Annotated in this window: 8 protein-coding genes; 1 reads left to right on the plus strand and 7 read right to left on the minus strand. The window is 50.4% G+C overall.

Annotated elements, in window-relative coordinates; all coding sequences use genetic code 11:
• Positions 1–307: 307 nt before the first annotated feature.
• From ACVWNW_RS01020 to ACVWNW_RS01045, 6 genes are all read right to left on the minus strand, one after another.
• Positions 308–1,063 (minus strand): ABC transporter permease, encoded by a 756-nt coding sequence (locus ACVWNW_RS01020; protein WP_144177275.1) that lies wholly within the window; start codon positions 1,061–1,063, stop codon positions 308–310.
• Between the two features lie 31 nt (positions 1,064–1,094).
• Complete coding sequence (locus tag ACVWNW_RS01025; RefSeq protein ID WP_198190922.1) at positions 1,095–2,009, minus strand: ABC transporter ATP-binding protein; 915 nt, start codon at positions 2,007–2,009, stop codon at positions 1,095–1,097.
• 730 nt (positions 2,010–2,739) lie between these two features.
• Positions 2,740–2,889 (minus strand): hypothetical protein, encoded by a 150-nt coding sequence (locus tag ACVWNW_RS01030; protein WP_176694649.1) that lies wholly within the window; start codon positions 2,887–2,889, stop codon positions 2,740–2,742.
• A 3-nt stretch (positions 2,890–2,892) separates the two neighbouring features.
• On the minus strand, positions 2,893–3,093 hold the full coding sequence (locus ACVWNW_RS01035; protein ID WP_052733338.1) for a P-loop NTPase family protein: 201 nt from the start codon (positions 3,091–3,093) through the stop codon (positions 2,893–2,895).
• A 238-nt stretch (positions 3,094–3,331) separates the two neighbouring features.
• A complete protein-coding gene (locus tag ACVWNW_RS01040) occupies positions 3,332–5,089 on the minus strand; it encodes an ABC transporter ATP-binding protein (protein ID WP_454482521.1) in 1,758 nt (585 codons plus the stop codon).
• Entirely contained in the window at positions 5,090–7,129 is a 2,040-nt protein-coding gene (locus ACVWNW_RS01045) for an ABC transporter ATP-binding protein (RefSeq protein ID WP_454482523.1), read from the minus strand.
• Positions 7,130–7,284: 155 nt separating this feature from the next.
• On the opposite strand from ACVWNW_RS01045, the gene ACVWNW_RS01050 reads away from it, so the two are divergent.
• Positions 7,285–8,259, plus strand: a complete 975-nt coding sequence (locus ACVWNW_RS01050) for a helix-turn-helix domain-containing protein (RefSeq protein ID WP_454482525.1) — start codon at positions 7,285–7,287, stop codon at positions 8,257–8,259.
• A 5,829-nt stretch (positions 8,260–14,088) separates the two neighbouring features.
• Here the strand turns inward: ACVWNW_RS01050 and ACVWNW_RS01055 are convergent.
• Positions 14,089–14,304, minus strand: coding sequence for a hypothetical protein (locus ACVWNW_RS01055; protein WP_454482527.1), 216 nt, complete (start codon positions 14,302–14,304; stop codon positions 14,089–14,091).
• Positions 14,305–14,984: the final 680 nt, after the last annotated feature.

The following is a 14,984-nucleotide window of genomic DNA, read 5'->3' on the forward strand; positions in this document are numbered from 1 at the left end:
AGAAACCTTGCCAATAGCATGAATTGTCAAATGGAACAACCTCGGCTTAAATGACGGGGATCAGGTCCATCTGAGCAATCCTCCTGAAACAGATGATGCCGTTGACCATCGGCAGAAGTATAAACAGGCTGAATCGGTTCCACTGAGTATGTGCCGATAATCCCAGACATGACAGTAATTGAGAAAAGAAGCCAGCTCAACCCTCAAACTCTCTTATTGACCAGTGCCATAATTAACTTATGTTTCGTATTCAACGGTTCAACTTTCCTGTACTCTCTTAATATTAGTAAGAATCGGTGTTCTAAATTCACTCCACATCCCATTTGAAACTACGAACCGCCAAAAACACAAGCAATACAGTAACAGCAAGCACGATGGAGGTTGAAAGCATAGCGCCCGTTTGTTGTAGAGGATTTTTTGACGCCCAGAAAATAAGATCTCCAAATAGAGTCGAAGGAATCCATCTGATAACATTCGTCAACCAATCTGGAAGGATGGCGAAGGGTATGGCCAGACCGCTGAGGAACAAAGCCAACAATTGCACGAGAGTTCCCAAGTTGGTTGCCAACTGCGATGAGGAAAGACACCCGCCCATTAAATAACCCAGAGCAAGGAACATGACCAGGCCCAATAAGGACACGACAAAAACTCGACCAACATCCCTGAGCGGAAGCAGATTAAGCAATACTGAAGCGCCGACTATGGCAATGATCTGCACGGTCGCCATAATGAACCTTACAACCAGATACGTCATCAAATAGTCAGCTTTGCGGATGGGCGTAGTTGAAAGTACCCGAAGAGCTCCTGATTGCCTGACCTCGGCCAAAGGGCCTGCAGTCATTGTCAAAGCTGTACCGGTCACTGCCAGAAAGAGGGCCATGGGCATGACAAAGGGGCTGAAGTCCGGAGCATCAGCCTGCCCTTTCATCATCTCGGACATGAGAAGGAACATACCAGCCATGGCAAAAGGGAAAATTATGACAAAAATAAAGTATGAAGTGTTCCTGATTAGTTCACGAGTCTGTAGCGCCAACAGGGGGCGAAGGTCCCGTTTTTGTGTCATCTGGAGTCCTATCAAAAATGAGTATCGTCAACTATTCAAAATCATGCCCGGTCAGCCTTACGAAGGCATCATAAAGGCTTGGTTCGTTCATACGTAATTGGGAAACCGCAGGATTGCTTGACAGCACAGCAATGACCGGATCCGTATCGTCGGCACGTATCGAGATGGTTGTCTTATCAATAACTTTCGGTTCGCCGAAAGTTCGAAGCATGCTCACCAGATCCAATATTCCATCTGGGCTTACTTGGCAAGATATCAACGTCCCCTCGGCATATTTCCTTATGAGTTCCTCCGGACTGCCTTGAGCTACAGACCGACCATGATCTATCACCGCAACTTCTTGGCACAGAACTCTCGCCTCATCCAAATCATGTGTCGATAAGACAATTGTCGTACCTTCTTCGGCCAAAAAACGAAGCACCTTCCAAAGGTCGTCTCGAGCCATTACGTCAAGACCAGTGGAAGGTTCGTCAAGTATGGCTAGTTTCGTCCGTCCGATGATGGATAAACCAACGTTCAGACGTTGTTTTTGTCCACCTGATAATTTCGCCACCTTGCGGAGCAGCAATTCGTCCAAGCCCATCCATTTCGCGACCTTGTCCACGTCGCGCGGGTGATCATAAAGACTGGCCCAAAATGACAGTATCTCCCCCACTCTTTCCTGGGGAAAGACAGTGGACTCCTGTGGTTGAATACTCACCCTCTGATGAATCCACTGCGAATCAGTCTGCGGATTCCTATCGAATATGTTGACAGTTCCGGAAGTCGGTTTTCTCAAGCCGACAGCTATTTCGAGCGTTGTTGATTTTCCGGCACCGTTAGGGCCCAGCAGACCAAAGATGCCCCCTTCAGGGACGGTTAAATCGAGGTGATCCAGGGCCTTGATAACCCCTGCTGGCGTTTCATACTCTTTAACTAGATTGCCAAGTTCTATAGCAGCATTCATTGGTGCCACCCTTTATGGTAGGTACAGCGGTTCGTTAAAGTTTCATTGCATTGAGCGGCCAAACCTGCCACACACTCTTTGAAAAGATTACCACCAATGGTGATTGAAATACATCAGCATAAGAACCGCTGGCTGTTAGGACCGAATGCTCAAGCACCTGTCTACAAATCTAAAGAGAAACATGCAACTCTACTCATTGGCGAATCAAGTGAGCCATGAGTATCTGCCACACGTTCATAGAAAGAAGAAAGAACTCACTTATTAATTCGATCAGCCATCGGCAATACGGAATCTCTGCGGTTCTCCTAATAAGACATCTGCAGCCCCCCTGCAGCCTCTCTAGCAAAACAAAAAACTATCTCCTAGAACCTGGTTTCCTCATCCATGGCTTCAGCAAGCGATTTGCTCAAATGCCTGAATCTCAAATGCCGGAGTTCCCCGAGCGGAAACAATGCGTCTCGCAGGTTGTTGGGCGTTGCTTTTACCGCAACGAGAACCCTTATCCGACTTCTACAGATGGAAGAGGCCCTGTCAGACTCTTTTTTATACTGGGAAGGATCGATCCCTCCCACGAAGCACCCAAAGCAGAACTACAAGTTGCTTGAACCTATCAGGTTTCCCCCCATGCGCAGTATGTCCAGCCACATACTGGGCACACTCAGTCCTACCTGACAGCGATTTGTACTTATACTCACCCGATGCTGGCGGTCGGCATTGTTTCACCGGGTGCTCATATAGCAAGCCAAACGGCGAATGCCAGGCTTGCTGCGCCCAATATGCACATCGCGAACCAGCGCTTGTCTTTCTTGCCCAATACAAATCCCCGAACAATCAGTGCCAAGCCGAGCAAAGCCGCGAATACCATAATCCAGAAACCCATGTTCTAGGCCTTTCGTTGAAGTTTGATGATTCGATCATGCTGGTCAGCCAGTGAGGCGTCATGCATAACGGTGACGATTGTGGATCCCGAATCTTGGTTCAGGCCAAAGAGCAGAGCGATGATCCTCGACCTGTTCGCTGAATCGAGAGCGGCAGCGGGCTCATCAGCAAGAACAGCCTCGGAATTCATAATGACGGCCCGCACGAAAACTGTTCCTACTTTTCTCCCACCGGAGCATTTAAGCGGTTTTGCCAAGTATAGACCCAATGCCCAGAGAGTCCACCACCTGGCCGAATCTTCCCGAATGCACCTTGCCTGGCGTCCCTGCCTAGAGCAGGTACAGCTTGATGTTGTTCGCGATGCTCAAGGACCTGATGAGCCTTGATTCCTGCAGAACGGACCTGATTTCCTGGCTCCTCCATGCAGCCGATTCAAGCTCGTTCTATAAGGACCATCCTGCGCTCTCCCCCTGCAAGCGAACCATCCGCGCAAACTCACCATCTGCGGACATAAGCTCCTGGGGAGAGCCCTGCTCGACCACATGCCCATGGTCAAGAACGACAATCTTGTCGGCCTGCTCGACAGTGCGCATCCGGTGGGCGATGACCATGACGGTCTTCCCCACCAGTAATTGCGACAGGGCTTCCTGCACCTGCGTCTCGTTCTCCACATCCAGGGAGGCGGTAGCCTCGTCGAGCAAAACAATCGGGGCATTCTTGAGGATGGCTCTGGCAATTGAGATTCGTTGCCGCTCGCCCCCGGAAAGCCTGGAGCCGTTTTCACCAATCATCGTCTGGTACCCCTGTGGCAGGCGCGAGACGAACTGGTCGCAGTTGGCAGCGCTGGCTGCAGCCAACACCTCCTCGTCACTGGCACCGCTCCGACCCATCCGAATATTGCCCAAGACCGTGTCATCAAAGAGCATCACGTCCTGAAAAACCACGGCATAGTCTCGCAGGAGAACCTCCGGATCCACTTGGCTCACATCCACCCCTCCTACGGTGATGGAACCTGAAGCGGCATCCCAGAAGCGAGCCGCAAGGCGGGCGCAGGTCGATTTACCGGACCCCGAAGGACCGACCAGGGCCGTAATCTCCCCCTCCTTGGCAGTGAAACCGACATCCTCAAGAACCGGCTCACCTGCCGCCTTACCCGCAAGGCCGGGATAGGAGAAGGCAACGTGGTCGAAGACGATATCGTGCCCATCGGGATGGAATTCCGTACTACCCCCGGCTACAGGTTCCTCGGTGATGGAGCGGATCCGCCGGGCCGAGCCCTGGGATTGGAAGAGCTCCGAAACCAGCATCAGCGCCTGATCAAAGGGCGAATAGATCCGTGAGACCATCAGGAGGAAGAGGAACATGACCATGAAGTCGATCCTGCCCTGGATAATCAATCCGGCAGCCACCAGGAAGGTCGTTGCCACACCCAACCTCAAAACCACCATGGCGGAGTTCATTATAAGACCATTGGTCATCTCGGTTCGGACTGTAGTGGCTTCGGTGTCGTCGATGGTCGAAAAGAGCCTGTCCAGATACCTGTCTTCCTGGTTGGTGGCGTGAATCTCCCGAACGCAGTCAAGCGCCTCCTGAATGCCGTCACTGACCCGCACCTGGGCCTGCCTCGTGCGCCGTGACGAGGCTTCAACAAATCGTCGAGTGGCAAAGATGATAGCGAAGGCCACCGGCACACTCCAGAAGGCAGCCAGGTCAAGAGCCCAATTGATAGGCAGAAGCGACAGGAATATCAGGACGGATGAGACGACCGCACCGTAGAGCTGGCTCAAGGCATGGGCATAGGCATGTTCCATGGTGGCCACGTCACCCAGAATGGTATCGGTCAGATCAGCTAGGTCACGCCGCCCAAAAAATGAGAGTGGCAGTTTGCGCAGTCTCTCGGCCAAGTTGATCCGCTGAGTTCCGGTCTGGCTGAAGACCGCACCGTAGGAGTAACTGTACTGGAACCAGGAGGAGCCGAAGAGAATGAGGGCAAAGACCAGGAGACCGGCTAGATAGGGCAAGATCTCCGGCAGGGGCGCCCCCGCTGTCAGGTGTCCGACAAAAGCGTTCATGACCAGCAGAAGAGAGGCCGTTCCCGCCATGATGATCAGATTGGTCAGTGTAGTCCACAACGTTCCCAGAACCACGATTCTCACGCCCTGATCGGACAGGGCGTACTTCTTCTTGAATGAGGCGAGCACTTATGCCTCACCTCCTTCCCTCTGAATGTCGGAATCACCAGTCGACGAGTCCGCAGCGTATGGCCCGGCACCGGAAGCGGCGTACTCCTCACCCACAGTGGAGCCTGCGAGGTCGTGATCCGCTTTGCCGGCAGCCTTCGAAGAGTTGTTGACCTTCCATGAAACCGCCCGCTTGTAATCAGACCAGAGACGGGCATAGGTACCCTGCGCATCAAGAAGCTGGCGATGTGTACCCTGCTCAACCAGACGGCCCCCGTCCAGCACCAGAATTCGATCGACGTGGGCCACAGTCGACAGGCGGTGGGCAATCATAAGAACGGTTCGCCGCCGACCCCCTTCATCCTGGGTCAGCTTGGTCAGCGCCTTCTGTATCAGGACCTCGTTCTCAGGATCGGCAAAAGCAGTCGCCTCATCCAGAACCACAATGGGAGACTTTTTGAGGATTGCCCTGGCCAGAGCCACGCGTTGGACCTCTCCCCCGGAAAGATAGGTTCCACCCGAACCGAGCACGGTATCCAGCCCATTGGGAAGCTTGTCGACAATGTCCACGCACTGAGCCGCCCTCAATGCGTCCAGTACCTGCTCGGGAGTCGCTTCTGGCCTGGCTGCGCGGACGTTTTCGAGCAGGGTCGTCGAAAAGAGCCTGTTGGCCTGGAAAACGAAGGCGACCTGCCCCATCAGATCGTGGGGATCCATGGATCTGACATCAATGCCACCCAAAGCGACCCTGCCCGAATCCACATCCCAGAAACGCGGCACCAGACTGGCACAGGTCGATTTTCCTCCTCCCGAGGGACCAACCAGAGCCACCATTGTGCCCTCCGGCACCTTGAAGTCAATCCGATCGAGTGCCGGACGATTGGCACCTGGATAGCTATAGGACACCTGTTCCATGGATGCATCCGCCGACTTCGGGTGTTCCGGTTCGGCAACTACCGTCAGGGGATCAATGCTGAGCACGCCGGTGATTCTGTTCAAGGCATCGTCGGCCTTGCTGAAGGACTCATTGGAGAACTGCAGACGGGTCATGGCTGTGGGAACCATGCCCGAGAAGACGGCGTAGAAGGCGAAATCAGTCAGGAAAGAGGTGAAGTCACCATGCCCCGAAGCCAGCAGGATGGCTACAGGAACAAGGAAAATTACAGTCCCGTTCAGGGCCGTCATCTGAATGGTCTGGGGCAGGTGGCAGATTTGCATGGCATAGTTCCTGGCTATTCGGCTGTAGTGCTCGATGGCCTCGTGGAAGGCCTTGAAGGAATAGACCGTCTGTTGGAAGACCTTGACCACAGGAATGCCACGGACATATTCGGTTCCGGTCTTGGACATTCGCACCAGGGCATCCTGGTACTTCTTCACAAAGGACTGTCCCTGATCGTTCATCATGACACGGATGCAGACCAGGGCGATCAGGATGGGGAAGAGACAGGCCAGGCCCATACGCCAGTCGAAAGCCAGCATCAATATCGGCACACCAAGAATCATGGCGAAGGAGCCGGCTGCATCAGGGAGGATATGGGCAAGCAGATTCTCGGTATCGCCGGCCGAGCCATCAATCGTGCGACGCAACTCGCCTGAAGCGTGGAGGTCAAAATACCCCAGGGGCAGGCTCATCAGGTGGCTCATGGCCTCTTTACGCATGTTGGAGGCACTCCGGAAGGCTGCCAGATGCGCCATCAACAGTCCTGCACAGTACAAAATGACGGATGCCACCGCAAACCCCAATCCAACCCATCCGTATGTGGCGATTCCCGTGGCCTGGGACCACTTCGGCGCTACGGCGAGGAGGTCTTTCACCGCCAGCCATATGCAGATGTAAGGTCCAAGGCCGGCAATCGTGGAGAGCGCGGACAGACCACAGCCGAGATAGGAGAACACCTTGCGAGGGCCAGCGAAATCAAGCAGCCGCATCAGGGAACTACGCCCATGCGACTTTTCCTGTCCAGGCCAGCCTCCACCGCCCTGAGCTTTACTTTCTATAGGATCCGGTTTGCTTCCCGAATCCACATGGTCTGTGGTCATCCCTTTCCTCCTGATTTTCATCCAAGGCCTTGTTGTTCGTTGCCATTGAACGTAATCTGAGAAATCAACGGCTGGAAGACCGTCACAGAGGGACGGATGAATCCATAAAAGGTGCGAACGAAAACGAAAGTCTATCGAGATCGCCACAAGGCCGGCAGAATGAAACCAGGTGAGCAATGACCGACCACGAGATGCACTCCGAATCCCGCGAGATTCAGACCCTGTACCGCCCCCAGGTGGAACAACTCGGCATGGAGCTCCATCACCGGTCGGGTGGATTGGAAGGGCAGGTCGATGGCGACATCTGTCGGGGAAGATTCCAAGCCAATCCGGCAGGTCCTTATTGCCTGGTCATATGGCACGACATCACCTTCCTGCGCGAGATGAGCTTCATTGAGTACGCCATGACCGACTACGCCTGCCTGACCCTGGATGAAAGCCCGACATCCAGCCCCGCTCCTTACGGGTTGCAGCCGTGTACGATGCAGGAGGGCAATATGGTCTCCCTGGTCCAGCGGGCAGGATCGGTCACCAACCGTATGCCGGCAGGCTTCCGTTCACGGACCCAGAGCATCTGCATCCTGCCCCACTATTTCATGGAGCTGGAAACCCAGTGGCCCGGCCAGGTCAAGGGACTCTTTGACGCCTTCTGCCAACCCTGGCCATCCGGTATCGCCCTGGCCGCTTTAACCGCCATGTCAAAGTTTTCCCCAGGAAGGCCGGACCAGACGGAGTTCCTCATAAAAGCACACATCGACCTCCTCATGGCAATGTTGGCCCAGGCTTTCTCCGCCCTTGTACAGAGCCACGAACCGTCATATGACTATGACCTAGTCCAACAGGCCAAAGCCCACATACAATCCCACTTGGGCAGTGACCTCTCCATTGATCAGATAGCCCAATCCCTGTATGTGGGACGCACCCGTTTATGCACCGCCTTCAGGCATCAGACCGGCACAAGTCTGGCCAGGTACATCAGAGAGCGAAGAATGGACCAGGCCCGCCATCTTCTCTCGTCCACTGGGGAGGACATTACCTGGATCGGCCGGCAGGTCGGATATATGCGCCCTAGTTCATTCAGCGCGGCTTTCACCAGAGAAACCGGTGTTGCCCCAATCACTTGGCGCGGGCAGTGCAACCGTGTCGGTTAGTCTCGCCCCAATGGAAGATTTCACAGTTGCGAAAGCCATACAGCTGAAACAGCGTCCCTGGCTGACCCATGCTGCGTGTAGCGGCAGACGGACGCTATCACAGACCCACTCATCCCCCTGACACCATCAATCAGCATCAGCCAAGCGGCTCATATCTGACATGCTCCGAACCAACCGTTTCGTCTCCATGCAACGCTACGGGAGAAGATGCGCGAAACTACGAAGCACAGGCATCAGAACTACTGCCTTACTCCCCTATCAGCCATTCGCAAATACTACAAAGCCAGACCCTTTTCATCAATGACGTTCTATGGTATGTTGAAATAAATTATGAGGGAGTCGCCTGCATGCTGCAGCGCCGCGCATGATGTGGATATACAACAATCCGACAGTCAGACAGGTGCAATGATGAACTAGAACCATACCGGTATCTGCAGCGATTCACAAACCACCGGAAACGAAAAGCTGATCTTTGGCATGCGCGGACGGGCTGTCTCATTCCCAATCATGTTGATCCTGTCCTTCTTTTTCATAGCTCCAGGCGCATTCACGCAGAACCCTATTCGCGTGGACTGTTGGATCACAGCCTTGATGCTTACGGCCGTGGGCGTTGTAGACGACCTCATCGTGGAACATGGCACAGTAGACCGGGCTTGGGAACGGTGGCAGGTGCAAAAAGGCCTGACCTGAACACCAAAACATGTCTATCACCACTCGGTCTATCCGCACCAAAATTAAGACAAACGTTAAAAATCCCACCATGAAAATGAGCGCCTCTTGAGAGACAATGACGACAAAACCGACTAGTGGCGCCGAACACTGCGGGTCTGGGCCAATGCACGACTGCTCATGAGCATGCTCATGGTTCCCCTTCCGCGATACATTCTCTGCGGCAGAAAGCACAGTTATTCATCTCGTCTTCTTAGCTGTGACCAGGATTCTGCCCCGCCTGTGATCTTTACGATAAAAGAACGAAAGAGGATACCTTCCAACACCGCGAGCCCACAAGACAAAACCTCAGTTGAGCGACCGGAATCTGGTTCTTTGACTAGACCTTCCGGGGAAGGAAATAGATGTCATTGGCGGATTTCCCGAAGCCCATCACCCTGCCCTAGGCAGATGCGCAAAACATCAAGGACCTGAAGCTTCTAATTTAGGGCATTACATATTGCTTCTCTTCGAAGCACAAGCGCAATGGCGGCACGACTTATGCCGTAAGCATGTGTGAAGCAGACAAAAACAGACTCTATCATTGTAGCACAACCAAAGAACACTATTTGAACGACAGACATACGTGTCACCCACTGTTCCAGACAGCTTTTACTTGCCCGAAGATGAGCATGACACTTCAGAAAAGCGGATTCAGCGATCATCCCACTCCTGTTTCTGCCACCCGCGTACTCCTCGCACGAGCAGGGATCACCAGTCCGTTCCTGACTTTTTACATAGGGTTCCTCTACGGCAATACAGCGCTCTCTAATTCGTCCGTAAAAGGCTTCGAGTAAGACGATATGCTTCTTACCCTTTATCAGCGATAACCGAACGTAGCCCCTGCCAGGCTTTCGTGCTTTTCAGTATGAGCGCACGGCCGGGTAAACTTGACCAAAATCTGGTTCGCTCCACTTCATCGATAGTGGCTCACTCGATCGAAGGATCATCGCAGCAGCAGACTTCACCTTCTGTGTTAGACACCCGAGTGTCGCGAAATAGGACCAAGTGGCCGCCTTTCACTTTTGGATTTTGGGGAAAGTTGCAAGATACAGAGACTATAGAAGCGACTTGGACTGCGGGTAGATCTTCTAGAAAACCAATTGGGGCTTCAGGGAAAACTTGACCATCCAAGCCAGAGGAACGCCTCAATTCAAGAAGGCCTCGCAATATCCATCCTTTGGCAGTTGCATAGGCTCTGCTCTTAATCCCCTCAGCCAACAAAGTGCCGAGAGTCGGTACAGGAAGTCCTTCGGCATCCAGAATCGACAGGATGCATGCTAGAACACAACAGTTGTCCTCCCACTCCACCCGTGGTAACTTCGTCCCGTCGGACAAGGCAAGGCCTCAAGAGAACATGTTGCGGATATCGATGAGACTTCAAAACGGTACCGGATATGGTCACTTCGTTCTCCTTTGTTGAGTTTTATTTTTTCCACACAGTGTGGACAGAAAATGCAGTGCGCCAGCTTCAAACAGCAATGAGCAAACCAGACGCACCTTTCATTACTTCACCTAGTCAAGCTCATTATCGCGGTATCCCGCCGCCTTTTGCGCAAAGACAGATGCCATACAGCCATATAACCTACAAGCCATTTTGCACTCCTTTTGAGAACCCCACACGAAGGCGACAAGTTCAGAAACTCAGCGGAATCGAAATCATGCGAAAGCCACTTCAGAGTCTCTTATCAAGACGCTTTCTGGCAATTCCTTTTACGTTAGAAAGAACCATGATATCGAGAAAAAATGGACGATTACCTGGATACAGGTAGCATTCTGCAGAAGGGACATCACCGAGGAAAGAGATCGAGCCCATGTAGACTCGAAAAACTGGCCGGCAATCGTAGTTACTGAAAGCTAAAGAGCTGTGGAAATGCCGCAGGTGCGGGAAGAAAGAAGCAAACAGTTGGCCTTACGGGAAGAACCAATGAGCCGGCTGCCCCGACGGTCTGTGGATAATCAGGGAGAATACCTGCCGAATTCAATAAATTCCACGTTACCGTCCGGATGGTGCATCACCTACCCCAAGAGCATGATGGGACGCAAAGTGACTTTAACGCACCTACTCGCTCGGGTGCTGCAACTGAAGATGAAGCCAAACATACGCAGTCCAATATCTCATATTCCACAATCAAGACGAATCAGCCATCGCGCCAAACAGCAATGGCTAGCTTTCTTTGGCTTATGGTTGTTATACATGTTCCCCACAAGGAAAATACTCCAACTACAAAATCGGACACAACCAGGTCAACCTACTGGCATCCTCTGACGTGAATACACAGCTCATCCGAGCAATAGTCGGCTACACATCCGACACTATGGTTGAGTAGCGTTGTTATGGCGACGTTGTCAATCACCTCAAGGCCATAAAGACACTGAATGTCTGCCTAGAACTATGTCAGTAAGCATCTCACAAAGACCAGCAATCATATGGAACAATCCTCATTTCTGAGAGTAAAATAAAACTTGGAGCATATATTGTCAAAGAAGCGACTATTGGAGGAGAGTAGAGTGAAGCACATAAAAGAGTGGCCCGAAGGATCGGTTTTATTACTCTCCTATTTGCTGGGTTCTTTTTTACTTTTTTTACTTTACTTTTGCTTTCTCATTCACAAAAATATAGATGCTAATACAGCAGTTTTAATTCCTACTTTATTAGTCTCAGTACTTACAATCGTCTGGAACATATCGCGCAATTTACTAAAACTGGATAAACATAAAGTAGTCTATAAAGTCGCTGAAGTGTGTCCTATCATTATAATTATATTGTCGTTTATAATGGAATTTTATTTATTGAAGAACCTTCTTGCGAATGTGAGCCTTGCGGATTGGATAAAAGTTTTCATATTGCCCGTTTTTACATTCTTAACTGGTGTTATATACCCTTGGATTTCCGGTTGGGCCGACAACCAAGAGAAACCAAAAGCTAAAGCCAAAACGTGCTGTTTCAAAATTAAAAGTTTGATAAAAGAAAAACTAGATTGCATTCTCGTAGTTTTTTATATCTTAACTATTCTTGCAACTTTCTATATATCTTTTTGCAGCTAATTCTCAGCTTAAAATACACTTAAGAAAAAAGACGGATGCCTTTACATATAGTTACACATTTTAAATATATTTTAGAAATAAATGTCGTACTTTGATAACACAATGGACTGTCTTTCGTGTTCTTTGACTCATCAGTAGGCATAGGCAATAGCAAGCAAAAACCAATCGTGACTGTAACAATAAGCGGGATTGTCTAATCCGCGGTAAATCGTTTGTGACTACTTAAATGATGTATCTCACCTTGGCCAGTTAATATACGTAGAGCATAGGGGTGCTGGTCCAGCTTAAGCCGCACATATGCTCGGCCAGCAAGCTTAAGGATATCCTTATATGCGATCATGAGATAGGAAATATCAGGGATAGACTTCAGGAACTTGGAATGAAACAAATTGTTAAGGATGCAGCCTGCCCCAATGGCCGTTAATAGGACGCAAAGAGATAAGACCGATCGGCCACCGCCCCTATCAATGACAATTGCTACACGTGCGCTGTGACCGACCAAAGGGGAACATTGAAAATACCAAATCAGAAATGTCATGCAGTTCGAGACACTAGGGTTACGATGACATAGCGATTCAGACTACTAAACGAGAGCCGAACCGAACGAACTGTTCCGAGGAATATGGATAAGTTACGTGCTGATTAAGGTTTAACACATCATATTGCACATGGCTTTCCCGGAATTGGGATATATTATTAGTCCTGTCACCGTAATGAACATGCCAAAGTAGAGATGTTATATCGATATATGTCGGTCGACTCTTGATCCTCGGCAATAAGTTTAATCTTCAGTATAGCTTGAAGTCAAGCTTCGAAGGTTTCATTGGGACTAGGAAAGCTTCATGCGGGCGGATAAGCAATAAATCAAGAGCTTGGCAGACTCTTTCTTCAATTGCGGTATTAGGCCTAGTAATCGTAAACCAGTCGGCAATGACTTGACTCATTGGCTGCAGTCTGAAGGCCTTACCGTTTTGGACTTCATTCTGTTTGAGGACAAGCAAGAAAGGACATAGTATGACATTGAGGCTTGAATCAAAGCTTGGGTGATTATCATCCAGTGCCCGCAGAATCCACCAGCATACCTTGTATACAGCGGATCTGCCAAGAGTTCCACGATATTGACCGGCTAGGAGATCTGCACACCTGGAACCCTATAGAAGAAAAACAATATACACTGTTCTATACATGCTACCACGGATGGATTGGCAAGCCGGAAACGCTCCTTGATGTGTTTTTAGACCAGCCGGGTAACCATGAGAAGGAATTTGCAGTATAGTTGCAAGATTAACTCAACCACGATCACGAGTATTCAACCTAAGCTACTAACTTGATAATAGAATTGGTCAATGACCAAATCTCACGGGATGCTCCTCTGGTTAACGCCGACCAATGCTGGTTTCTGGTAAGTCCTAATTAGATTGATATCTTGAATTTCAATTATGCTGATTCACTGATAGTCGGCTAGGAGAATAGACCCTACTCGTATCAACGTTCATAGTTTGGCCAGCAAAGGGAACATTACCTCCGGCATCAACAGCACGAAATTAAGGTCGAGCTATACATGTTATGAAAATATCGTCAATTTCATTAATATGTATCATCTTATGACGCTAAGCGACGATCCTCATCCATCCTTGGCTCGCCCTTATGAGGCTAGATATTCAAACAGGGCTACTGAAATGATCAAATTCCTCGGCCACCCTTTGGCTGACGCGGACTATTCGTACTTCCAGACGGTCATCGACAAGGTAGACCTTTACGAGAGCAATACCTCCCCCCTGTTTTTACTGCAACGAGAATCGATTGAATAGGGAAAAGGTCAAGAAGGAGGATGGTAAAGCGCACAAGATGAGATGTTCAAAAGTAAATCGTCCCATTACTGAACATGGACAGACCCTGGACAACAAAGATCCCGGCAGGAACCTGCTTCACAAACTTCTACTGGAAGGCATACTGACCATCCATCATGCAGGCTCCCATATTCTTTTGCGAAGGGTACTATTCCACACTTCTAAAAATGGAAGCACCCTAGCGCCAAGAGACTGAAGGGAGAACGTAGTGCATATATGTCCATTAATAGCGTGCAAGTTTAATGGAGCTGTAGTCGGCGCCGAAGCCTGCTGCTTGAGCCTCTACTGTGTTTGACATAAACTTGCGAATCTTAGGACAACCGAAACGCATTAAGCCCCAGCTGGCCATGCAGACGATGATACACACCCGGTCGTTGAAGATCCGAATGTGGCCACTAACTTCTGTTGTTGCGTGTTTGGGCATGCGATTGTCTGCCATAACATTGTTTCTCCCACCTATAGCAGTCTTGGTCAGCGATTACGGCCTGTGGTCTGTCTAGAGGTTCACCGTATACACCTACGAACGTATCCCGCCGACGCTGACGCCGTCACCGCAGACGATAGGCAACCGAATGATAGGAAGCGTCCTGGTTACTGTACCAGACCCGGCGGACCGGTCCGCCCGCTAGAATCGTGTAATGTAGCGGCACGCCATAGATATTCTGCCGAGCACTCAAACGCAGCCTTTTACTGTGTCGTTGATTTCGGATCGGTTCGGCCCAGCCGTGCGAGACGCTACTCAGAAGGTAGATCCGATACTGCATTGCTTTATACTAGTGAGGGATTGAGATGGTTCCTCCATATGCTGACTGATAACGCAAGTAGTTATCGCAGGATAGTCATAGCAAGAATCCGTATTGCCCCCTCCGGTCTGACAGCAACCCTAACCTCTAGGAAGCGGTATACAACAAAATCTGGCGGAAGACTATGTTCAGCATCTGGAATCTGTTCAAGTGGTGATAACGGCAGACTTTATAACGACTAAACTTCGACAAGTTATAGAAATATATAAAATAGAAAATGTAATAATTTTGTGATTAAAAGAAGACGAGTAAGAATTTTCTTTACGAGAGCAGGAATATAAGAACCGCTGAATTCCAGTGATTCCGTTTACATCAA

The organism is Bifidobacterium sp. JNUCC 75 (genome assembly GCF_054819865.1).